Below are 21,329 nucleotides of genomic sequence, written 5' to 3' on the forward strand. Positions count from 1 at the left end.
GCGTGGCCGATGCCGGCGGTGGAGCCGGTGACGAGGGCGGTCTTTCCGGAAAGGTCGATCTTCATGAATCATCTCCATTGATGCTGGCGAAGATATCGTGCGCTGCGCAGGCGGCTTCAACCGCCTCTCACCGACGCGTGAGGATCAGTTGCGCGCCGGCAGCGTCCGCACGAACGCAACGATGGCATCAAGGTCCTGCGCCGTCATGGTGGCGTAGGCAGCATAGGCCATCGGCGGCTTGAGCTTGTGGCCGTCACGGGCGATGCCTTGCGTAATCGCACGTTTGATTTCGTCATCGCTCCATTGGCCGAGGCCGGCTGTGGAATCCGCGGTGATGTTGGGGGAGACCGATTCACCCCACAGCCCCCTGAATGTCCGGCCGCCCTTGCCGCTCGCTGCTGTGAAATCATGCACGGCGGACGGACCTTCGGGCGTGTGGCATTCCAGGCAATGGGCGATGGTCAGGAGATAGCGGCCGCGCGCGAGCTTGTCGGACAGCTCAGATTCGCTCGCCTGCTTGCCGGCATAGGTCGGCGCCTCCGGCTTCAGCGCGATCCTGTATTCCGGCGCCGGCGTCTCGTGGCGCACGGCCGGCACCGAACGCAAGTAAGCCGCGAGCGCATCGAGATCGCGCGTCGTGAGCACCGTGTAGAACGCAGTCGGCATGATCGGCGCGACCCTGGTGCCATCAGGCCTGGTGCCGCTGACCAGAAACCGCTTCAGCTCGGCATCGCTCCAATTGCCGATGCCGGTCTCCTTGTCCGGCGTGATGTTGGAGCCGGTGACCTTGAAGGCGGGCTCGTCAAAAATCTGGCTGCCGCCCGAGAGCGCGCGCGACAGATTGAGGCCTTGCGGCCCGCGCGGCGTATGGCAGTTGTGACAGATCATCACACTGTTGACGAGATAGGCGCCGCGCTCGACCAGCGTCTCACCAAAGGCTGGCGACGTCAGCAGCGCCAGCGCAATCCCAAACACAATCCTCATGAGAGCCCCCGCCCGGAATCGCGTTCAACAAAAACGATGCGCGGCATGAGATGTCGCCGTGCCATACAAAAAAGCGGCGCCCAAGGGCGCCGCTTTCTGAAACCTGAAGTACCAGCCGGCTTACGCCGCCTCGGCTTCCTTCTCCTGCACCGGGCCGGAATCCTGGCCCTTGGCATCGACGTCGCGATCGACGAACTCGATCACGGCCATCGCGGCATTGTCGCCGTAGCGGAAGCCGGCCTTGATGATGCGGGTGTAGCCGCCCTGGCGGTCCTTGTAGCGGGGCGCCAGCGTGTCGAACAGCTTCTTGACCTGATCCTTGTCGCGCATCTCGGAGATGGCCTGGCGGCGCATGGCCAGCCCGCCCTTCTTGCCGAGGGTGATGAGCTTCTCGACGATCGGACGGAGCTCCTTGGCCTTCGGGAGCGTGGTGACGATCTGCTCGTGCTTGATCAGCGCGGCGCACATGTTGGCGAACATCGCGCGGCGATGCTCGGCAGTGCGGTTGAGCTTCCGATGAACCTTGCCGTGACGCATGTGTCTATTCCTTACGTATGAACTGCCGCGATGGTTCGTCGGATCAGTTGCTCAGGTGGGCTTCCTGCGTTCGCCCATAAGAATCGCGGCCGGAGATGTCCGGCCGCGACAGTGAAAGCGGATCAGTAATGATCCTCGAAGCGCTTGGCGAGCTCGTCGATGTTCTCCGGCGGCCAGCCCGGCACTTCCATGCCGAGATGCAGACCCATCTGGGCCAGCACTTCCTTGATCTCGTTCAACGACTTGCGGCCGAAGTTCGGAGTGCGGAGCATTTCGGCTTCGCTCTTTTGCACGAGGTCGCCGATGTAGACGATGTTGTCGTTCTTCAAGCAGTTGGCCGAACGCACCGACAGCTCGAGCTCGTCCACCTTCTTGAGGAAGGCCGGGTTGAAGGCGAGGTCCGGGATGATCTCCTGGGCGACTTCCTTGCGCGGCTCTTCGAAGTTGACGAACACGTTGAGCTGATCCTGGAGGATGCGGGCGGCGTAAGCGACCGAGTCATCCGGCGAGATCGCGCCGTTGGTCTCGATCGTCATGGTCAGCTTGTCGTAGTCGAGGATCTGGCCCTCGCGGGTGTTCTCGACCTTGTAGGAGACCTTGCGGACCGGCGAGTACAGGCTGTCGACCGGGATCAGGCCGATCGGCGCATCCTCGGGACGATTGCGCTCGGCGGGCACGTAGCCCTTGCCGGTGGCGACCGTGAACTCCATGCGGATCTCGGCGCCCTCGTCGAGGGTGCAGATCTGGAGGTCGGGGTTGAGCACGACGACGTCGCCCACGGTCTGGATGTCGCCGGCGGTGACGACGCCCGGACCCTGCTTCTTCACGACCATGCGCTTGGGGCCTTCGCCCTGCATCTTGATCGAGATGTCCTTGATGTTGAGCACGATGTCGGTGACGTCCTCACGGACGCCCGCGATCGAGGAGAACTCGTGCAGCACGCCGTCGATGTGCACCGACTGCACCGCCGCGCCCTGGAGCGAGGAGAGCAGGATACGGCGCAGCGCGTTGCCGAGGGTCTGGCCGAAGCCGCGCTCGAGCGGCTCGGCGACGATGGTCGCAAAGCGGTTCGAATCGCTGCCGGGCGTGACCTGGAGCTTGTTCGGCCGAATCAGTTCTTGCCAATTTTTCTGGATCGTCACTGTTTCACCCATACAGGCCAGTCGAACTGCCGTTGCAGACACTGGCGTTGGAGAAAGGCCGCAGGTCGCACCCGCGGCTTCTTACAAAAGTCATTGCGGGCGCCGATGCGCCCGCAACCTCTTAATCAAACGCGCCGACGCTTGCGGGGACGGCAACCGTTGTGCGGGATCGTGGTCACGTCACGGATCGAGGTGACGGTGAAACCCGCGGCCTGCAGTGCACGGAGCGCCGATTCGCGGCCCGAACCGGGACCGGCGACTTCGACTTCCAGCGTGCGCATGCCGTGCTCCTGCGCCTTCTTCGACACGTCCTCGGCGGCAACCTGGGCGGCGTACGGGGTCGACTTGCGCGAGCCCTTGAAGCCCATCGTGCCGGCGGAAGACCAGGCAATCGTGTTGCCCTGCGCGTCGGTGATGGTGATGGTCGTGTTGTTGAACGACGAGTTCACGTGCGCGACGCCGGAGGCGATGTTCTTGCGTTCACGACGGCGAACGCGGGTGGCTTCCTTGCCCATAGACTACCTTTCCTGGAGATCTCAAACGCCGCCGTAATGCCAGCGGCTACACCTGATGGAACGAAAGGCGCGCGGCGAACAGGTTGTCCCCTGCCCGCCGCACGCCACGATTGGATGCGAAGACTTACTTCTTCTTGCCGGCGATCGCCTTCGCCGGGCCCTTGCGCGTACGCGCATTGGTGTGGGTGCGCTGACCGCGCACCGGCAGACCGCGACGATGACGCAGGCCGCGATAGCAGCCGAGGTCCATCAGACGCTTGATGTTGATGCCGACCTCACGACGCAGGTCGCCCTCGACGAGATAGTCGCGGTCGATCACTTCGCGGATCTGGAGCACTTCGGCATCGCTGAGCTGGTTGACGCGACGATCCACGGGGATCTTCACCTTCTCCAGGATCTCCCCAGCGATCTTCTGGCCGATGCCATGGATATACTGGAGCGCGATCAGCACGCGCTTGTTGGTCGGAATGTTCACGCCGGCAATACGGGCCACGGCCTTCTCTCCTGTTGCCGATCCCTCGTCAGGAACCGGTCTTTAAGTGCTTGGTTTCTCGGGCAGGTGTTCACAAACGCGAACACGACGCCCACCCCTGGTCTTCCTGGGGCCCGGCATCGTTTGAAACTATCCGACTTGGATGCGGGGCTTATTAGGGGATTCCAGGGGCTTTCGTCAACCGCTGCTAGCGCTTGGCTCGCTTTTTCGTGACCTTTTTTGCGGCCTTTTTGGCACCCTTTTTGACTGCCTTCCTGGCGGTCGTCCTGGTTGCCTTTTTGACGGTTTTCTTGGTCGCTTTCTTGGCCGTTTTCTTGGTACCCTTCACGGCCTTCTTGGCAGGTTTTTTGGCGGTTTTTGCCGATTTGGCGGCCTTCTTGGCTGCTTTGGCCGGCTTTTTGGTCGCTTTCTTCGCAGCCTTGCCCTTTTTGGCTGGCCCCGCCTTGGCCACGCTGCGGGCATGGCTCTTCGGCTCGACCGCTCCCAACGCCAGGAGCAGACGGTGGATGGCGCGGGTGACCTCGTCGATGGCCATCATGCCGTCGATGGTGGAGAGCTTCCGCCGCTCCGAATAGTAGTGAATCAGAGGTTCCGTCTGATTCCGGTAGTTGGCCAACCGCTTGGTCAGGACCTCCGGGGTGTCATCGACCCGGACCTCCTCCCCGCGCTCCCGCATCTGGGCGACGCGGGTCTCGACACGACTCAGCAGCGCACTCTCGTTGACGCGGAGCTCGATCACCGCGTCGAGCTTCATGTGCTTGTGCTTGAGCAGCTCATCCAGCGCCTCGGCCTGCGGCACGGTGCGCGGGAAACCATCGAGGATGAAACCGTTCCGGGCATCCGGCTGGTCGATCCGGTCGGAGATGATTCCGACCACGATCTCGTCGGGCACCAGGCCGCCGCCGGCCATGATCTCCTTGGCCTTCAGCCCGACCGGCGTTCCGGCGGCAACGGCTGCGCGCAGCATCTCACCGGTCGAGAGCTGGACGATGCCATAGCGCTGCACCAGCAGCTGCGCCTGGGTCCCCTTGCCCGACCCCGGCGGTCCCAGAAGTATAATTCTCATCGGCGTACGCCCCCCGGATTGGTGAGCGATACGTCGCGCACCTGTGTTTTGATATCAAGGGCAGTGCAAACCACAACCAGCGCCGCACCACCATTGACGACCATACTATAAGGCAGACCGATCCCGTAAAGCTCGAAGACCTCCGGAATCAACTGCAACGCAGTCAGGTAGACGGCTCCGACGACCGTCGTCAATGACACGGCGCGATCGAGATAGTCCGCCGTCGCCTCGCCCGGCGCGACACCGGGAATTGTGCCGTCACGCTGGGCCAGGGATTTGGCCGTGTGCTCGGGATCGACGACATAGGCGGTGTAGATGAAAGCAAGCACGAACACGGCGATCGACACGAGGATCATGTGGACCGGCTGGCCGAGTTGAAGATGCCGGTAGGCCGCAGCGACCACGGGGTGATCGCCGCCCAGGACAAAGCCCGCAAAGGCGAGCGGCAGAAAGAATATCCACGGCGCTACGGTGACCGGAATCAGGAACCCGGCGCTGTTGAGCTTGATCGGCAGCATCGCATCGCGCGCCGGCAGTTGCCGCGCGCCGACGCTGACCGCGCCGAACGCGACGCGGATATTTCGCCGCGCGCCTTCAACAAGCACCATCACGGCGACGGTCGCGATCCAGAACACGACATGGCCGAGCACGAGATTGCTCGAAATCGCCCCCTGCTGCATGAGCTCCATGATGCCGGCGACGTCGCGCGGCAGCGAGACGAGAAAGCCGACACCCAGGATCAGCGCCAGACCGTTGCCGATGCCGTGGCGGGTGATTTGCTCGCTGAGCCAGATCAGAACGAACACGCCGCCGACGATCGAGGCCGTCGCCGCGAGAACAGGCCATTCGTCCGGTTCAGGAACCAGCGCCGAAATTGTCCGGATAGCCGAGGCGTAGCCGTAGGCCTGGAAGGTGGAAAACACCAGAGTCAGGATCAGCGTGCAGCGCGCGATGGCGCGCCGGCCGCGCTCACCTGATTTCTCGAGCGAGTTCAGGCGCTGCCATACCAGCGAGAGAAGCCGAACGACGATCGCAGCGGTCAGATAGGGAAGGATGCCGAGTGCGAAGATCGAAAGGCGGACCATGTCGTGGGCCGGGAACGACAAGCTTGGCGGGCCCATCCCGACAAACGGGATCTGGGTGCCGAGCCTGAAAAGGAGCAGCGCGCCAATCGTGAAAGCGATCCGGCGCGCGAGCTCCCTGCTCATCTACGGCGGCCCCGCAGCTTCGACTTGCGGATCAGGCCTTCGTACTGATGGGCCAGCAGATAGCCCTGCACCTGAGCCACCGTGTCCATGGTGACGCTGACGACGATCAGCAGCGAGGTGCCGCCGAAGTAGAACGGCACCGAGGCGTAGGAGATCAGGATCTCCGGGATCAGGCAGACGATCGCCAGATAGACCGCGCCGAGCACGGTGATGCGCGACAGCACGTAGTCGATATATTCAGCGGTGCGCTCGCCCGGACGGATGCCCGGAATGAAGCCGCCATGCTTCTTCAGATTGTCCGCGGTCTCGGTCGGGTTGAACACGATCGCGGTGTAGAAGAACGCGAAGAACACGATCAGCGCGAGATACATGATCAGGAACAGCGGACGGCCGTGGCCGAGCTGGGTCGTGATCCACTGGAACCATTCCGGCCCGCTGCCCGCGTTGAAGTTCGCAACCGTGGTCGGCAGCAGCAGCAGAGAGGACGCGAAGATCGGCGGGATCACGCCCGAGGTGTTCAGCTTGAGCGGCAGATGCGAGGACTGGCCCTCGAACATCTTGTTGCCGACCTGGCGCTTCGGATACTGGATCAGCAGCCGGCGCTGGGCGCGCTCCACGAACACGATGAAGGCGATCACGGCGACGGCCATGATGATGACGACCAGGATCAGGCCGGTCGACATCGCCCCCTGACGGCCGAGCTCGAGCATGTTGGCGAGCGCCGCGGGCAGCTCGGCGACGATGCCGGAGAGAATGATCAGCGAGATGCCGTTGCCGATGCCGCGCGAGGTGATCTGCTCACCCAGCCACATCAGGAACATGGTGCCGCCAGTCAGCGTGATCGCCGTGGACAGGCGGAAGAACAGGCCGGGGTCGCTGACGACGTTGCCGGCGCCTTCGAGGCCCACCGCGATGCCGTAGGACTGGAACGCGGCCAGGATGACCGTGAGATAGCGGGTGTACTGGTTCAGCAGCTTGCGGCCGGCCTCGCCTTCCTTCTTCAGCGCTTCGAGCTGCGGCGAGACGGTGGTCAGGAGCTGGATGATGATCGATGCCGAGATGTACGGCATGATGTTCAGCGCGAAGATCGCCATGCGGTGGATGCCGCCGCCGGCGAACATGTTGAACATGCCCAGGATGCCGCCCGCCTGGGACTTGAACACCTGCTCCCAGATGTTGGGATCGATGCCGGGCAGCGGGATGTAGGTCCCGAGCCGATAAACGAGCAGCGCACCCAGGGTGAACCAGATGCGCTTCTTCAGTTCGTCGGCCTTGGCAAACGCGCCGAAATTGAGATTGGCTGCCAGTTGTTCCGCTGCTGAGACCATCTTGGACTTTCTCCCGCCGCCTGTTGCGCCGTCATGCCCGCGGCCGGGCTACTCTAGCGGACGCCGGACATTATCTGGGGCTCGGCTTCGATAAGTCCACGTCCCGCATGCGTAAAGGCCCGCGAGCCGCGGGCCAATGACGCAGTTGTTACGCCGCCTCGCCTTCTTCCTTGGCAGGGGCGAGGATCTTCACCGAACCGCCGGCCTTCTCGACCGCGGCGATCGCGGTCTTGGTGGCGCCGTGCACTTCGATGTTGAGCTTGGACTTGAGCTCGCCGCGGCCGAGCAGCCGCAGGCCGGCCTTGGCGCGGCGAAGCACGCCGGCCTTCACCAGAGACTCCATGGTCACCACGCTGCCGGCGTCGACCTTCTTGGCATCGACCGCATCCTGGAGCCGGTCCAGGTTGATCTCGGCGAACTCGACGCGGAAGATGTTGTTGAAGCCGCGCTTGGGCAGACGGCGATGCAATGGCATCTGGCCGCCTTCGAAACCCTTGATGCGCACGCCCGAACGCGCGGTCTGGCCCTTGCCGCCGCGGCCGGACTGCTTGCCCTTGCCCGAACCGATGCCACGGCCGACGCGCATGCGCTTCTTGCGCGAGCCGGCATTGTCGGCGATATCGCTGAGCTTCATCGCCCTGCTCCTTGTTTCTTGCGCACGATCTTCACCGAAAGCAGGTCGCCCGCTTCCGGGATCGCGCGCCGTTACTTACTTCTCGTCGACGATGCGAACGAGATGGTGAACCTTCTCGATCATGCCGCGGACCGCAGGGGTGTCCTGCAGCTCGCTGGTGCGACCGATCTTGTTGAGCTTGAGACCGATCAGCGTCGAGCGCTGCGAATGATGGCGGCGGATCGCGCTGCCGATCTGCTCGAGCTTGATCGTCTTGCTGGACTTAGCGGCGTCCTTGGCCATGGGAGTCTACTCCAGCTTCCGTTAGTCGGCAGCCGCCTCGGCATCGCCACCGATACGGCGCGACTGCAGAGTGGATACCTTGATGTTGCGGCGGGCTGCGACCGAACGCGGCGAATCCTGATGCTTCAGCGCGTCGAAGGTTGCGCGAACCATGTTGTAGGGGTTCGACGAACCGATCGACTTGGCGACCACGTCCTGGACGCCGAGCGTCTCGAACACGGCGCGCATCGGGCCGCCGGCGATGATGCCGGTACCGGCCGGAGCTGCACGCAGATAGACACGGCCCGCGCCATGACGGCCGGCGATGTCGTGATGGAGCGTGCGGCCCTCGCGCAGCGAGACGCGGGTCAGGTTGCGCTTGGCGGATTCGGTTGCCTTGCGGATCGCCTCGGGAACTTCGCGCGCCTTGCCGTGACCGAAGCCGGCGCGGCCCTTCTGGTCGCCGATCACGACCAGCGCTGCGAAACCGAAACGCTTACCGCCCTTGACGACCTTCGCCACGCGATTGATGTGGACGAGCTTGTCGACGAACTCGCTGTCGCGCTCCTCGCGCTCCTTGCGTTCACGTCCGCCGCCCCGCTGATCGCGTCCACCACGCTGTTCGCGTTCTGCCATGGTTTTTCCAATCCTTCAGAGGCTTACGCCTCAATCCTCAAATTCTGTTAGAAGCTCAGCCCGCTCTCACGCGCCGCGTCGGCAAGAGCCTTGACGCGCCCGTGGTAGAGGTAGCTGCCGCGATCGAACACGACTTCCTTGACGCCCTTCTCGGCGGCGCGCTCGGCCAGCAGCTTGCCGACCGCCTTCGCCGCATCGATATCGGCGCCGGTCTTGCCGCCGTCGCGCATCGACTTCTCGAGCGACGAGGCAGAGGCCAGCGTCTCGCCCTTCAGGTCGTCGATGACCTGGGCGTAGATGTGCTTGGACGAGCGGAACACCGACAGACGCGGACGGCCACCACCGGAGCGGCGCAGCTTCAGCCGCACACTCCGCTTGCGCCGGGCATTCGTAACCTTGGCTTTCGACATGACCGGCTCCGTTACTTCTTCTTGCCTTCCTTGCGGAAGATGAATTCGCCCACATACTTCACGCCCTTGCCCTTGTAGGGCTCCGGCGGACGATAGGAGCGAATCTCGGCGGCGACCTGGCCGACACGCTGAATGTCGCTGCCGGTCACCGTAATCTCGGTCGGCTTCGGCACGGTGATCGTGATCCCTTCCGGGATCGCGTAGACCACGTCGTGGCTGTAACCGAGCGCGAGCTGCAGGTTCTTGCCCTGCATCGCGGCGCGGTAACCGACGCCGGTGATTTCGAGCTTCTTCTCGAAGCCCTTGGTGACGCCTTCGACCAGATTCGCGACCTGGGCGCGAGCGGTACCGTACAGCGCCCGCGCGCGATTGGTCTCGACCCGCGGGTTCACCTTGACCTGGCCGTTCTCGAGCTTCACCTCGACGTCGTCATGAACGACGAACTGAAGCTGGCCCTTCGGCCCCTTCATCTTGACGGTCTGCCCATCGACGGTCGCGGTCACACCCGACGGAACCGGAACAGGCCTTTTGCCAACTCGTGACATGGATCAAAAATCCTTCTCAGAACACCGTGAAGAGAACTTCACCGCCCACGTTCGCTTCACGCGCACTGTGGTCGGCCATGATTCCCTTCGGCGTCGACAACACCGAAATGCCGAGTCCGTTGTTCACCCGCGGCAGAGCCTTCACCGAGGCGTAAACACGGCGCCCGGGCTTCGAGACTCGTTCGATCTCGCGAATGACGGGCTCGCCGTCGAAATACTTCAGCTCGATCTCGATCTCGCTGCGGCCCGAGGAATGCTCGAGCGTGGCGTAGCCGCGGATGTAGCCCTCGGTCTTGAGGACCTCGAGCACGTTCTCGCGCATCTTCGAGCCAGGCGTGGAGACCTTGCTCTTGGAGCGCATCTGCGCGTTGCGGATACGGGTGATCAGATCGCTGATTGGATCGTGCGTAGACATCTAAACGACCCTCCTTACCAGCTGGACTTCACGAGGCCCGGGACCATGCCCTTGGAGCCAAGGTCGCGCATCGCGATGCGGGACAGTTTGGTCTTGCGGTAGTTCGAACGCGAACGGCCCGACAGCTCGCAACGCAGACGGATGCGGGTCGCCGACGAGTTTCGCGGCATTTCCGCCAGCTTCAGGGTGGCGGCGAACCGCTCCTCCATCGGCAGCGTCTTGTCGGCGATGATCGCCTTCAACCGCTCGCGCTTCGGGGCGGCGTTCTTCGTCATCCGCTTGCGCCGGTTGTTCTTCTCGATTGAACTCTTCTTTGCCATGCTTGGCTCCTGGGTATCCGCGTTTGAGAGGCTTTAAGTCAGCGTCTCACTGCCGGAACGGGAAATTGAAAGCGGTCAACAAGGCCCTCGCCTCTTCGTCGGTCTTGGCCGTGGTGCAGACGGTGATGTCCATACCGCGGGCTTCCGTGACCTTGTCGAAGTCGATCTCGGGGAAAATGATGTGCTCCTTGATGCCGAGCGAGTAGTTGCCGCGGCCGTCAAAGCTCTTCGGGTTCAGGCCGCGGAAGTCGCGGACGCGCGGCAGCGCGACCGTCACCAGGCGATCGATGAACTCGTACATGCGGGCCTTGCGCAGCGTGACCTTGCAGCCGATCGGCTGGTTTTCACGCAGCTTGAAGGTCGCGATCGCGATACGCGAATAGGTCACGATCGCCTTCTGGCCGGCGATCTGGGTCAGCTCGGCAGCGGCGGTCTCGGCCTTCTTGCGGTCGTTGACGGAATCGCCAACGCCCATGTTCAGCACGACCTTGTCCAGGCGCGGAACCTGCATCACGTTCTCATAACCGAACTTCTCGGTCATGGACGTGCGGATCTTCGCGTCGTATTCCGCGCGCAGGCGCGGCGTGTAAGCGGCCTCAGCCATCGATCTCAGCTCCCGAGCTCTTGGCGATGCGGACCTTCTTGCCGTCCGCCAGAATCTTGAATCCGACGCGGGTCGGCTTCCCGTCCTTGCCGACATACGCGATGTTGGACAGTTGGATCGGCGACTCCTTCGAGATGATGCCGCCCTCCTGGGCCTGCGTCTGCTTCTGGTGACGCTTGACCATGTTGATGCCGCGCACCAGCGCCGTGCCGGCGTCGGGACGCACTTCGAACACTTCGCCGGTGCGGCCCTTGTCGCGACCGGTCAGCACGACGACCTTGTCGCCCTTGCGGATCTTCGCAGCCATCACAGCACCTCCGGCGCGAGCGAGATGATCTTCATGTGGTTCTTGGCGCGCAGCTCGCGCGGCACGGGCCCGAAGATACGGGTGCCGACCGGCTCGGACTGGTTGTTGATCAGAACGGCGGCGTTGCGGTCGAAGCGGATGACCGAACCGTCGGCGCGGCGAATGTCCTTGCGGACGCGCACCACGACGGCCTTCATCACGTCGCCCTTCTTCACCTTGCCACGCGGAATCGCTTCCTTGATCGAGACGACGATGATGTCGCCGATCGTGGCGTAGCGGCGCTTGGAGCCTCCGAGCACCTTGATACACATGACACGGCGTGCGCCAGAATTGTCGGCCACGTCGAGGTTGGTCTGCATCTGAATCATTGATGCACCTCGTCCTCTTCTCTCTTGCGCCAGCCCAGCCGGCGCTCAACATTTCCCTGAAGTCAGTCGGCTAAAGCCAACAGATCAGGCGCTTTTCTTGTGTTCGCCCCGGATCACGACCCAGCGCTTCAACTTCGAAATCGGCTTCGATTCCTCGATCCACACCATGTCGCCCGGCTTGAACTGGTTGTCCTCGTCGTGCGCGTGGTAGTTCTTCGAACGGCGGATCGTCTTCTTGTAGATCGGGTGCGTGAAGCGGCGATCGACGCGCACGACCACGGTCTTGGCAGTCTTGTCGCTGACGACCACGCCTTGCAAAGTACGTTTCGGCATATTCGTAAGCCCCTTACTTCTCTTTCGCGCGCTTCTGCGCGGCGACGGTCTTGATGCGGGCGATGTCACGGCGAGCCTCGCGCAGGCGCGAAGTGTTCTCGAGCTGCCCGGTGGCGCGCTGGAAGCGCAGGTTGAAGCGCTCCTTCTTCAGGTTCAGGATGGCGTCATCCTGCTGGTCGGGGCTCATCGCGCGGATGTCTTCGATCTTCATCTGGGCCATGGCCATTACTCCGCAATGCGCTCGACGAAGCGCGTCTTGATCGGCAGCTTGGCGGCCGCCAGGGTCAGCGCCTCACGCGCCGTCTGGGTGTTGACGCCGTCGATCTCGAACAGCACCCGGCCCGGCTTGACGCGCGCGACCCACAATTCCGGCGAACCCTTGCCGGAGCCCATGCGGACTTCGGCAGGCTTCTTCGACACCGGAACGTCGGGGAACACGCGGATCCAGACGCGGCCGGCACGCTTCATGTGACGGGTCAGCGCGCGGCGGGCGGCTTCGATCTGGCGCGCGGTGACGCGCTCCGGCTCGGTCGCCTTCAGGCCGAACTGGCCAAACGCCAACGTCGCGCCCGAGGACGCAACGCCGTGGATGCGGCCTTTATGCGCCTTCCGGAACTTCGTTTTCTTAGGTTGCATCATGGCTTTAAGCCCTCAAATTCTTGGTGCAGCTCAGGCCGCAGCGTTGTCGCGGCGCCCACGGCCACCACGATCACCACCGCCGCTGCTCTCGCCTTCGGCCATTCTCTTGTCCTGGGCCATCGGATCGTGCTCGAGGATCTCGCCCTTGAAGATCCAGACCTTGACGCCGCAGGTGCCGAAGGTCGTGAACGCGGTCGCAACGCCGTAGTCGATGTCGGCGCGCAGCGTGTGCAGCGGCACGCGACCTTCGCGGTACCACTCCATGCGCGCGATTTCCGCACCGCCCAGACGACCCGAGCAGTTGATGCGGATACCTTCCGCGCCGAGACGCATCGCCGACTGCACGGCGCGCTTCATGGCGCGGCGGAACGCCACGCGGCGTTCCAGCTGCTGCGCGATCGACTCGGCCACCAGCGTCGCATCGAGCTCCGGCTTGCGGATCTCGACGATGTTGATGACGACGTCGGACGAGGTGATGTCCGCGACCCGCTTGCGCAGCTTGTCGATGTCGGCGCCCTTCTTGCCGATCACCACGCCCGGACGGGCCGAGTGGATGGTGACGCGGCACTTCTTGTGCGGACGCTCGATCACGATGCGGGCGACGGCCGCCTGCTTGAGCTCCTTGTGCAGGATCTCGCGGATCTTGACGTCCTCATGCAGCAGCTTGCCGTATTCCTGCTTGCCGGCGAACCAGCGGGAATCCCAGGTCCGGTTGATGCCGAGACGCAGACCGATCGGATTGATCTTTTGACCCATCGTGTGCTCCTGCGTCCCTTAGGCCGCTGCTTCGGCTTCGACCTGACGAACGATGATCGTCAGCTGCGAAAATGGTTTGTAGACACGGCCCGAACGGCCGCGGCCGCGGGCGGCAAAGCGCTTCATCACGAGGCCGTTGCCCACGAAGGCCTGCGCCACGACCAGATCGTCGACATCGAGGTCGTGATTGTTCTCGGCGTTTGCGATAGCCGATTCCAGGCACTTCTTCACGTCGACCGCGATCCGCTTGCGCGAAAACTGCAGGTCGGCGAGCGCAGCAGCCGCCTTCCGGCCGCGAATGAGCTGGGCGACCAGGTTGAGCTTCTGCGGGCTCACCCGCAGCATGCGGGCGACCGCCTTGGCCTCGTTCTCGGCGAGGCTCCGTTCGCGCTTGGGTTTGCTCATCGTTTAATCCTCAAGCCTTCTTGGCTTTCTTGTCGCCGGAGTGGCCATGGAAGGTCCGGGTCGGCGAGAACTCGCCGAACTTGTGACCGACCATTTCCTCGTTGACGGCCACCGGCACGTGCTTCTGACCGTTGTAGACGCCGAAGGTCAGACCGACGAACTGCGGCAGGATCGTCGAACGACGGCTCCAGATCTTGATGACGTCGTGACGGCCGGACGCGCGCGCGGCATCTGCCTTCTTGAGCAGAGAACCCTCGACGAACGGGCCTTTCCAGACTGAACGAACCATGTCCGGCGTTCCTTACTTCTTCCGCTTGTGGCGGCTTAGGAGAATGAATTTGTTGGTCGACTTGTTGGAGCGGGTCTTCTTGCCCTTGGTCGGCTTGCCCCACGGGGTGACCGGGTGGCGACCGCCCGAGGTGCGACCTTCACCACCGCCGTGCGGATGGTCGATCGGGTTCATCGAGACACCGCGGTTGTGCGGCTTGCGGCCCAACCAGCGGTTACGACCGGCCTTGCCGATCGAGGTGTTCATGTGATCCGGGTTCGACACCGCGCCGATCGTGCCGCGGCAACGGCCGTGCACCAGGCGCTGCTCGCCCGAGTTCAGGCGGATGATGACGTAGTCCTGGTCGCGGCCGACGAGCTGGGCGTAGGTGCCGGCGGAACGGGCGAGCTGGCCGCCCTTCCCGATCTTGACCTCGATGTTGTGGATGATCGTGCCGACCGGCATGTTGCCAAGCGGCATGACGTTGCCGGGCTTCACGTCGACATAGTTGCCGGCAACCACGGAATCGCCGACGGCCAGGCGCTGCGGCGCCAGGATATAGGCCTGGGTGCCGTCCTCATACTTGACCAGCGCGATGAACGCGGTGCGGTTCGGATCGTATTCCAGCCGCTCGACCGTCGCGGGCGCATCGACCTTGTCACGCTTGAAGTCGACGGTGCGCAGGGTCTGCTTGTGACCGCCGCCGCGGAAGCGCACGGTGATGCGACCGGTGTTGTTGCGACCGCCCGAAGAGTGCTTGCCTTCGGTGAGCGCCTTGACCGGCTTGCCCTTGTACAGGGCCGAACGATCGACCATGACCAGCTGGCGCTGGCCCGGCGTCGTGGGATTGAATGTCTTCAGTGCCATCGTCTTACGACCTTACAGACCGGTGGTCACGTCGATCCGGTGACCCTCTTCGAGAGTCACGATCGCGCGCTTGGAGTTCGACTGCGAACCGAGATTGCCGCGGAACACCTTGGTCTTGCCCTTGCGAACCAGCGTGTTGACGCTCTTGACCTTGACGTCGAACAGCTTCTCGATCGCTTCCTTGATCTGCGGCTTGGTCGCCTTGGCGGCCACCTTGAACAGGACCTTGTTGTGCTCCGAGGCGATCGTGGCCTTTTCGGTCACGACCGGCGACAGGATCACGTCGTAGTGGCGAGGCTCGATGTTCTTCGTCATTTGAAGCGCGCCTCCAGCGCATCGATGGCGGCCTTGGTCAGAACGAGCTTCTGACGGCGCAGGATGTCATAGACGTTGATGCCCTGGATCGGCAGCACGTCCATGTTCGGGATGTTGCGGGCCGCAGCGGCGAAGCCGTTGTTGAGCTCGGCGCCGTCGATGATCAGCGCGTTGGTCAAGCCCAGACCCGAGAAGTGACCGAGCAGCGCCTTGGTCTTGGCGGCTTCCAGCGCGGCCTTCTCGATCACGATGAGATCGCCGTCCTTGGCCTTGGCCGAGAGCGCATGCTTGAGAGCGAGCGCGCGGACCTTCTTGGGCAGGTCGGTGGCGTGCGAACGCACCACCGGACCGAAGGCACGGCCACCGCCGCGGAACTGCGGCACGCGCGCCGAGCCGTGACGAGCACCGCCGGTGCCCTTCTGCTTGTACATCTTCTTGCCGGTGCGCCAGATCTCGGCGCGGCCCTTGGCCTTGTGCGTACCGGCCTGGCGCTTGTTGAGCTGCCACTGCACGCAACGTGCAATGATGTCCTGGCGCGGCTCGAGACCGAAAATGGTGTCGGACAGCTGGACAGAGCCGGCTTCCTTACCTTCGAGGGTGGTGACCTTCAATTCCATCTCACGCCTCCTGCGCAGCCGGGGCGGCATCCGCGTCGCCAGCAACCTTGAACTTGCCGGGCTTCGGAGCTTCCTTGGGCAGCGGCTTCTTGACGGCGTCGCGCACGCGGATCCAGCCGCCCTTGGAGCCGGGAACGGCGCCTTCGACGAGGATCAGACCGCGCTCGACATCGAGCTGAACGACGCGGAGGTTGAGCGTGGTGATGCGATCGACGCCCATGTGGCCGGGCATCTTCTTGTTCTTCCAGGTCTTGCCGGGGTCCTGACGACCACCGGTCGAACCGATCGAACGGTGCGAGATCGACACGCCGTGCGTGGCGCGCAGACCGCCGAAGTTCCAGCGCTTCATGCCGCCGGCGAAGCCCTTACCGACCGAGGTGCCGGTGACGTCGACGAACTGGCCGACGACGAAGTGGTCGGCGAGGATCTCGGCGCCAACCGGGATCATGGCATCCGCGGAGACGCGGAACTCCTCGACCTGCCGCTTCGGCTCGACCTTGGCGACCGCGAACTGGCCGCGCTCCGCCTTGGGCATGTAAACGGTCTTACGGCTGCCAGAACCAAGCTGGAGCGCGACGTAACCGTTCTTCTCTTCAGTGCGGTGGCCTACGACCTGGCAATTGCCGAGCTTCAGCACGGTCACTGGGATATGTTCGCCGGCCTCCGTAAAGACCCGCGTCATCCCGACCTTTTGTGCGATCACTCCGGAGCGCATCGGCTTGCTTCCTGTTCTCTTTGTCCGCTGACGCGAACGGGATCCAAAAAATCTTAGAGCTTGATCTCGACGTCGACACCGGCGGCCAGATCGAGCTTCATCAAAGCATCGACGGTCTGCGGGGTCGGATCGACGATGTCGAGCAGGCGCTTGTGAGTGCGCATCTCGAACTGCTCGCGGCTCTTCTTGTCGACGTGGGGCGAACGGTTGACGGTGAACTTCTCGATGCGGGTGGGCAGCGGAATGGGTCCGCGAACCTGCGCGCCGGTACGCTTCGCCGTGTTCACGATCTCGCGGGTCGACGTATCGAGGATACGATGGTCGAACGCCTTGAGACGGATACGAATATTTTGGCCGTTCATTGCCGTGGTCTCTCTTCGTTGGGTGGCGAATAGCGAATAGCGAATGTCACCATTCGCTACTCGCCGATCCCTATTCTCGTAATTACTCGATGATCGAAGCGACGACGCCGGCGCCGACGGTGCGGCCACCTTCGCGGATCGCGAAGCGGAGCTTCTCTTCCATCGCGATCGGCACGATCAGGTGCACTTCCATCGCGATGTTGTCGCCCGGCATCACCATCTCGGTGCCTTCCGGCAGATGCACGACACCGGTCACGTCGGTGGTGCGGAAGTAGAACTGCGGACGGTAGTTGGTGAAGAACGGGGTGTGGCGACCGCCCTCTTCCTTGGTGAGGATGTACGCCTCAGCCTTGAACTTGGTGTGCGGCTTGACCGAACCCGGCTTGCACAGCACCTGGCCGCGCTCGACGTCTTCGCGCTTGGTGCCGCGGAGCAGCGCACCGATGTTGTCGCCGGCCTGGCCCTGATCGAGCAGCTTGCGGAACATTTCGACGCCGGTGACGGTGGTCTTCTGGGTGGCACGCAGACCGACGATCTCGATTTCCTCGCCGACCTTGACGATGCCGCGCTCGACACGACCGGTGACGACGGTGCCGCGGCCCGAGATCGAGAACACGTCTTCAACCGGCATCAGGAACGGCTGGTCGATCGGACGCTCCGGCTGCGGGATGTACTCGTCGACGTTCTTCATGAGCTCGAGGATGGCGTCGTGGCCGAGCTTCTTGTCCGAATCTTCGAGAGCGGCGAGCGCCGAACCCTTGATGATCGGGATCTTGTCGCCCGGGAAGTCGTACTTCGAGAGCAGCTCGCGGACTTCGAGCTCGACGAGTTCGAGCAGTTCCGGATCGTCGACCATGTCGCACTTGTTCAGGAACACGACCAGCGCGGGCACGCCGACCTGGCGGGCGAGCAGGATGTGCTCGCGGGTCTGCGGCATCGGACCGTCAGCGGCCGACACGACCAGGATCGCGCCGTCCATCTGGGCGGCGCCGGTGATCATGTTCTTCACGTAGTCGGCGTGGCCGGGGCAGTCGACGTGGGCGTAGTGGCGGTTCGGCGTCTCGTACTCGACGTGAGCGGTCGAGATGGTGATGCCGCGCGCCTTCTCTTCCGGCGCCTTGTCGATCTGGTCGTATGCGGTGAACGTCGCACCGCCGGCTTCGGCGAGAACCTTGGTGATCGCCGCGGTCAGCGACGTCTTGCCATGGTCGACGTGACCGATGGTGCCGATGTTGCAGTGCGGCTTGTTACGTTCAAACTTTGCTTTGGCCATTTGACTCTCCGTTCAATCGTCAGTTCGTGACCGACGACAATCAGGCAAACTTCTTCTGGACTTCTGCCGACACGTTGGCCGGCGCTTCTGCGTAGTGGTCGAACTGCATGGTGAAGGTCGCGCGTCCCTGGCTCATCGAGCGCAGGTTATTCACGTACCCAAACATGTTCATGAGCGGCACCATCGCGTTGATGACGTTGGCGTTGCCGCGCATGTCCTGCCCCTGGATCTGACCGCGCCGGGAATTCAGGTCGCCGATGACCGAGCCGGTATAGTCTTCCGGGGTCACCACTTCGACCTTCATGATCGGCTCGAGCAGGACGGACTTGCCCTTCTGCAGCGCTTCGCGGAAAGCCGCGCGCGATGCGATTTCGAAGGCGAGCGCCGACGAGTCGACGTCGTGATACTTGCCGTCGACGAGCTGAACCTTGACGTCGACCACGGGGAAGCCCGCGACCACGCCAGAGCTCATCACGCTGTTGAGGCCCTTTTCCACGCCGGGGATGTATTCCTTCGGAACCGCACCGCCGACGATCTTGGACTCGAACTCGTAGCCCTTGCCGGGCTCGTTCGGCTCGACCACGATCGACACTTCCGCGAACTGACCGGTACCGCCGGTCTGCTTCTTGTGGGTGTACTTGACCTCGGCCTTCTTGGTGACGCGCTCACGGAACGCAACCTGCGGCGCGCCGATGTTGGCGTCGACCTTGTAGGTGCGGCGGAGGATGTCGACCTTGATGTCGAGATGGAGTTCGCCCATGCCCTTGAGGATGGTCTGGCCGGACTCCTGATCGGTCGACACGCGGAAGGACGGATCCTCCGCAGCGAGCTTGGCCAGCGCCACGCCCAGCTTTTCCTGGTCGGCCTTGGACTTCGGCTCGATCGCGATCTCGATGACCGGCTCGGGGAATTCCATTTTCTCGAGGATCACCTGCTTGTCGGGATCGCACAGCGTGTCACCGGTGCGCGCTTCCTTCAGGCCGGCCAGAGCGACGATGTCGCCGGCATAGGCTTCCTTGATGTCTTCGCGGTTGTTCGCATGCATCAGCAGCATGCGCCCGATGCGCTCCTTCTTCTCGCGCGTCGAGTTCACGACGCCGGTGCCGCTCTGGAGCACGCCGGAGTAGATGCGGCAGAAGGTGATGGTGCCGACGAACGGGTCGTCCATGATCTTGAACGCGAGCAGAGCCAGCGGCTCCTTGTCGTCCGCCTTGCGCACGACTTCGTTGCCGACATCGTCGGTGCCCTTGATCGCGGGCACGTCGATCGGCGACGGCAGATAGTCGACCACGGCGTCGAGCAGCGGCTGAACGCCCTTGTTCTTGAAGGCCGAGCCGCACAGCACGGGATAGAACGCGCCGGTCAGCACAGCCTTGCGGATCAGGCGCTTCAGGGTCGCCTCGTCCGGCTCCTTGCCGTCGAGATAGGCGGCCATGGCGTCGTCGTCGAGCTCGACGGCGGCTTCCACCATCTTCTCGCGGTATTCCTTGGCCTGGTCGACGAGGTCTTCCGGAATGTCGACATAGTCGAACTTCGCGCCCAGCGATTCATCGTTCCAGATGATGCCCTGCATCTTCACGAGGTCGACGAGACCCTTGAAGTTGTTCTCGGCACCGATCGGAAGCTGGATCGCGATCGGCTTGGCGCCGAGACGATCGACGATGTCGGCCAGACACTTGAAGAAGTCAGCGCCGGTCTTGTCCATCTTGTTGGCGAAGACGATGCGCGGAACCTTGTACTTGTCGCCCTGACGCCAGACGGTCTCGGTCTGGGGCTCGACGCCCTGGTTGGAGTCGAGCACGCAGACGGCGCCGTCGAGCACGCGCAGCGAACGCTCGACTTCGATGGTGAAGTCGACGTGGCCGGGAGTGTCGATGATGTTCAGGCGCTTGCCGGCCCAGAAGGCGGTGGTCGCAGCCGAGGTGATCGTGATGCCACGCTCCTGCTCCTGCTCCATCCAGTCCATCGTCGCGGCACCTTCGTGCACTTCGCCGATCTTGTGGCTCTTGCCGGTGTAATAGAGGATGCGCTCGGTGGTCGTGGTCTTGCCGGCATCGATATGCGCCATGATACCGAAATTGCGGTAGTTCTCTATGGCATGAACGCGAGGCATGGGCTGTTCCTTAGATTCCGTGTGTCGCCGTTACCAGCGATAGTGCGAGAAGGCGCGGTTGGCTTCCGCCATCCGGTGCACATCTTCCCGCTTCTTGACGGCGTTGCCGCGGTTGTTCGAGGCATCCAGCAACTCGGCCGAAAGCCGCTCGGTCATCGTCTTCTCGTTGCGCTCGCGCGCTGCCGAGATCAGCCAGCGGATACCCAGCGCCTGACGGCGGGTCGAACGAACCTCGACCGGAACCTGGTAGGTCGCGCCGCCGACGCGGCGGGAGCGAACCTCGATCGTCGGCATGACGTTCTCGAGCGCCTGCTCGAACACGCCGAGCGGGTTCTGCTTGGTCTTGGATTCGATGATCCCGAACGCACCGTAGACGATGCCTTCGGCGACCGACTTCTTGCCGGCGTACATCACCGAGTTCATGAACTTCGTGACGATGATGTTCCCGAACTTCGGATCCGGGAGAACTTCGCGCTTTTCCGCTGAGTGGCGACGAGACATAGGCTTGGTTCCCGCTTACTTCGGACGCTTGGCGCCGTACTTCGAACGACGCTGCTTACGGTTCTTGACGCCCTGGGTATCCAGAACGCCGCGGAGGATGTGGTAGCGCACGCCGGGCAAGTCCTTGACGCGGCCTCCGCGGATCATGACCACCGAGTGCTCCTGGAGGTTATGACCTTCGCCGGGGATGTAGCCGATCACCTCGAAGCCGTTGGTCAGGCGCACCTTGGCGACCTTACGAAGCGCCGAGTTCGGCTTCTTCGGGGTCGTCGTGTAGACGCGGGTGCAAACACCACGCTTCTGCGGCGACTGCTGCAGCGCCGGCACCTTCTTGCGCGACTTCTGCACTTCACGCGGTTGAGCGATCAGCTGGTTGATCGTCGGCATCCTGG

At 63.3% G+C, this 21,329-nt stretch carries 33 protein-coding genes; all 33 read right to left on the reverse strand.

Going from position 1 to position 21,329, the window contains the following annotated elements; translation table 11 throughout:
• Positions 1 to 144: 144 nt before the first annotated feature.
• A complete protein-coding gene (locus tag PMI42_RS17235) occupies positions 145 to 984 on the reverse strand; it encodes a cytochrome c (RefSeq protein ID WP_008136313.1) in 840 nt (279 codons plus the stop codon).
• A 120-nt stretch (positions 985 to 1,104) separates the two neighbouring features.
• The gene (gene rplQ, locus PMI42_RS17240; RefSeq protein ID WP_008136314.1) at positions 1,105 to 1,521 is read right to left on the reverse strand and encodes a 50S ribosomal protein L17; all 417 of its coding nucleotides are present in this window, start codon (positions 1,519 to 1,521) and stop codon (positions 1,105 to 1,107) included.
• 122 nt (positions 1,522 to 1,643) lie between these two features.
• Positions 1,644 to 2,675: a DNA-directed RNA polymerase subunit alpha gene (locus PMI42_RS17245; protein WP_008136316.1), complete on the reverse strand. Its 1,032-nt coding sequence runs from the start codon at positions 2,673 to 2,675 to the stop codon at positions 1,644 to 1,646.
• A gap of 113 nt (positions 2,676 to 2,788) precedes the next feature.
• A complete protein-coding gene (gene rpsK, locus PMI42_RS17250) occupies positions 2,789 to 3,178 on the reverse strand; it encodes a 30S ribosomal protein S11 (RefSeq protein WP_007603045.1) in 390 nt (129 codons plus the stop codon).
• A gap of 124 nt (positions 3,179 to 3,302) precedes the next feature.
• Positions 3,303 to 3,671, reverse strand: a complete 369-nt coding sequence (rpsM, locus tag PMI42_RS17255; RefSeq protein WP_008549231.1) for a 30S ribosomal protein S13 — start codon at positions 3,669 to 3,671, stop codon at positions 3,303 to 3,305.
• 187 nt (positions 3,672 to 3,858) lie between these two features.
• Positions 3,859 to 4,737: an adenylate kinase gene (locus PMI42_RS17260; RefSeq protein ID WP_008136325.1), complete on the reverse strand. Its 879-nt coding sequence runs from the start codon at positions 4,735 to 4,737 to the stop codon at positions 3,859 to 3,861.
• The gene (locus tag PMI42_RS17265; RefSeq protein ID WP_008136326.1) at positions 4,734 to 5,945 is read right to left on the reverse strand and encodes a preprotein translocase subunit SecY; all 1,212 of its coding nucleotides are present in this window, start codon (positions 5,943 to 5,945) and stop codon (positions 4,734 to 4,736) included. Before PMI42_RS17265 ends, PMI42_RS17260 begins: the two co-directional genes overlap by 4 nt.
• Positions 5,942 to 7,273, reverse strand: a complete 1,332-nt coding sequence (gene secY / locus PMI42_RS17270) for a preprotein translocase subunit SecY (protein ID WP_008136327.1) — start codon at positions 7,271 to 7,273, stop codon at positions 5,942 to 5,944. The genes PMI42_RS17265 and secY overlap by 4 nt, the downstream gene beginning before the upstream one ends.
• 148 nt (positions 7,274 to 7,421) lie before the next feature.
• Complete coding sequence (gene rplO, locus PMI42_RS17275; RefSeq protein ID WP_008136328.1) at positions 7,422 to 7,907, reverse strand: 50S ribosomal protein L15; 486 nt, start codon at positions 7,905 to 7,907, stop codon at positions 7,422 to 7,424.
• Positions 7,908 to 7,982: 75 nt separating this feature from the next.
• Positions 7,983 to 8,189, reverse strand: a complete 207-nt coding sequence (gene rpmD / locus PMI42_RS17280; protein ID WP_008136329.1) for a 50S ribosomal protein L30 — start codon at positions 8,187 to 8,189, stop codon at positions 7,983 to 7,985.
• A gap of 21 nt (positions 8,190 to 8,210) precedes the next feature.
• A complete protein-coding gene (gene rpsE, locus PMI42_RS17285; protein WP_008136332.1) occupies positions 8,211 to 8,804 on the reverse strand; it encodes a 30S ribosomal protein S5 in 594 nt (197 codons plus the stop codon).
• A 47-nt stretch (positions 8,805 to 8,851) separates the two neighbouring features.
• The gene (gene rplR, locus PMI42_RS17290; RefSeq protein ID WP_007603036.1) at positions 8,852 to 9,214 is read right to left on the reverse strand and encodes a 50S ribosomal protein L18; all 363 of its coding nucleotides are present in this window, start codon (positions 9,212 to 9,214) and stop codon (positions 8,852 to 8,854) included.
• 11 nt (positions 9,215 to 9,225) lie between these two features.
• A complete protein-coding gene (gene rplF, locus PMI42_RS17295; protein ID WP_008136336.1) occupies positions 9,226 to 9,759 on the reverse strand; it encodes a 50S ribosomal protein L6 in 534 nt (177 codons plus the stop codon).
• A 16-nt stretch (positions 9,760 to 9,775) separates the two neighbouring features.
• The gene (gene rpsH / locus PMI42_RS17300) at positions 9,776 to 10,174 is read right to left on the reverse strand and encodes a 30S ribosomal protein S8 (protein ID WP_008136338.1); all 399 of its coding nucleotides are present in this window, start codon (positions 10,172 to 10,174) and stop codon (positions 9,776 to 9,778) included.
• A gap of 14 nt (positions 10,175 to 10,188) precedes the next feature.
• Positions 10,189 to 10,494: a 30S ribosomal protein S14 gene (rpsN, locus tag PMI42_RS17305; RefSeq protein ID WP_008136339.1), complete on the reverse strand. Its 306-nt coding sequence runs from the start codon at positions 10,492 to 10,494 to the stop codon at positions 10,189 to 10,191.
• A 46-nt stretch (positions 10,495 to 10,540) separates the two neighbouring features.
• Positions 10,541 to 11,098 (reverse strand): 50S ribosomal protein L5, encoded by a 558-nt coding sequence (gene rplE / locus PMI42_RS17310; RefSeq protein WP_008136341.1) that lies wholly within the window; start codon positions 11,096 to 11,098, stop codon positions 10,541 to 10,543.
• Positions 11,091 to 11,405, reverse strand: coding sequence for a 50S ribosomal protein L24 (gene rplX / locus PMI42_RS17315; protein ID WP_007603031.1), 315 nt, complete (start codon positions 11,403 to 11,405; stop codon positions 11,091 to 11,093). The genes rplE and rplX overlap by 8 nt, the downstream gene beginning before the upstream one ends.
• A complete protein-coding gene (gene rplN, locus PMI42_RS17320; RefSeq protein ID WP_007603030.1) occupies positions 11,405 to 11,773 on the reverse strand; it encodes a 50S ribosomal protein L14 in 369 nt (122 codons plus the stop codon). Before rplN ends, rplX begins: the two co-directional genes overlap by 1 nt.
• An 84-nt stretch (positions 11,774 to 11,857) precedes the next feature.
• On the reverse strand, positions 11,858 to 12,106 hold the full coding sequence (gene rpsQ / locus PMI42_RS17325; protein ID WP_008136346.1) for a 30S ribosomal protein S17: 249 nt from the start codon (positions 12,104 to 12,106) through the stop codon (positions 11,858 to 11,860).
• Between the two features lie 13 nt (positions 12,107 to 12,119).
• Positions 12,120 to 12,326, reverse strand: coding sequence for a 50S ribosomal protein L29 (rpmC, locus tag PMI42_RS17330; RefSeq protein ID WP_008136348.1), 207 nt, complete (start codon positions 12,324 to 12,326; stop codon positions 12,120 to 12,122).
• Positions 12,327 to 12,331: 5 nt separating this feature from the next.
• A complete protein-coding gene (gene rplP / locus PMI42_RS17335) occupies positions 12,332 to 12,745 on the reverse strand; it encodes a 50S ribosomal protein L16 (RefSeq protein ID WP_008136349.1) in 414 nt (137 codons plus the stop codon).
• A 30-nt stretch (positions 12,746 to 12,775) separates the two neighbouring features.
• The gene (rpsC, locus tag PMI42_RS17340; protein WP_008136351.1) at positions 12,776 to 13,501 is read right to left on the reverse strand and encodes a 30S ribosomal protein S3; all 726 of its coding nucleotides are present in this window, start codon (positions 13,499 to 13,501) and stop codon (positions 12,776 to 12,778) included.
• A gap of 18 nt (positions 13,502 to 13,519) precedes the next feature.
• Positions 13,520 to 13,906 carry a 50S ribosomal protein L22 gene (gene rplV / locus PMI42_RS17345; protein ID WP_008136353.1) on the reverse strand — a complete coding sequence of 129 codons (387 nt, stop codon included), beginning with the start codon at positions 13,904 to 13,906 and terminating at the stop codon, positions 13,520 to 13,522.
• Positions 13,907 to 13,916: 10 nt separating this feature from the next.
• A complete protein-coding gene (gene rpsS / locus PMI42_RS17350) occupies positions 13,917 to 14,195 on the reverse strand; it encodes a 30S ribosomal protein S19 (RefSeq protein WP_008136357.1) in 279 nt (92 codons plus the stop codon).
• A 12-nt stretch (positions 14,196 to 14,207) separates the two neighbouring features.
• The gene (rplB, locus tag PMI42_RS17355; protein ID WP_008136359.1) at positions 14,208 to 15,041 is read right to left on the reverse strand and encodes a 50S ribosomal protein L2; all 834 of its coding nucleotides are present in this window, start codon (positions 15,039 to 15,041) and stop codon (positions 14,208 to 14,210) included.
• A gap of 12 nt (positions 15,042 to 15,053) precedes the next feature.
• On the reverse strand, positions 15,054 to 15,356 hold the full coding sequence (locus tag PMI42_RS17360) for a 50S ribosomal protein L23 (RefSeq protein WP_008136362.1): 303 nt from the start codon (positions 15,354 to 15,356) through the stop codon (positions 15,054 to 15,056).
• Complete coding sequence (gene rplD / locus PMI42_RS17365) at positions 15,353 to 15,973, reverse strand: 50S ribosomal protein L4 (protein WP_008136364.1); 621 nt, start codon at positions 15,971 to 15,973, stop codon at positions 15,353 to 15,355. Before rplD ends, PMI42_RS17360 begins: the two co-directional genes overlap by 4 nt.
• A 1-nt stretch (position 15,974) precedes the next feature.
• Positions 15,975 to 16,688: a 50S ribosomal protein L3 gene (rplC, locus tag PMI42_RS17370; protein WP_008136366.1), complete on the reverse strand. Its 714-nt coding sequence runs from the start codon at positions 16,686 to 16,688 to the stop codon at positions 15,975 to 15,977.
• Between the two features lie 53 nt (positions 16,689 to 16,741).
• The gene (gene rpsJ, locus PMI42_RS17375; protein WP_002712302.1) at positions 16,742 to 17,050 is read right to left on the reverse strand and encodes a 30S ribosomal protein S10; all 309 of its coding nucleotides are present in this window, start codon (positions 17,048 to 17,050) and stop codon (positions 16,742 to 16,744) included.
• Positions 17,051 to 17,132: 82 nt separating this feature from the next.
• Positions 17,133 to 18,323 (reverse strand): elongation factor Tu, encoded by a 1,191-nt coding sequence (gene tuf / locus PMI42_RS17380; protein WP_008136415.1) that lies wholly within the window; start codon positions 18,321 to 18,323, stop codon positions 17,133 to 17,135.
• A 40-nt stretch (positions 18,324 to 18,363) separates the two neighbouring features.
• Positions 18,364 to 20,436, reverse strand: a complete 2,073-nt coding sequence (gene fusA / locus PMI42_RS17385) for an elongation factor G (RefSeq protein ID WP_008136417.1) — start codon at positions 20,434 to 20,436, stop codon at positions 18,364 to 18,366.
• 30 nt (positions 20,437 to 20,466) lie between these two features.
• The gene (gene rpsG, locus PMI42_RS17390) at positions 20,467 to 20,937 is read right to left on the reverse strand and encodes a 30S ribosomal protein S7 (RefSeq protein WP_008136420.1); all 471 of its coding nucleotides are present in this window, start codon (positions 20,935 to 20,937) and stop codon (positions 20,467 to 20,469) included.
• A 15-nt stretch (positions 20,938 to 20,952) separates the two neighbouring features.
• Positions 20,953 to 21,324 carry a 30S ribosomal protein S12 gene (rpsL, locus tag PMI42_RS17395; protein ID WP_007603006.1) on the reverse strand — a complete coding sequence of 124 codons (372 nt, stop codon included), beginning with the start codon at positions 21,322 to 21,324 and terminating at the stop codon, positions 20,953 to 20,955.
• Positions 21,325 to 21,329 lie beyond the last annotated feature (5 nt).

It is taken from the genome of Bradyrhizobium sp. YR681 (genome assembly GCF_000282615.1).
Taxonomy (GTDB): domain Bacteria; phylum Pseudomonadota; class Alphaproteobacteria; order Rhizobiales; family Xanthobacteraceae; genus Bradyrhizobium.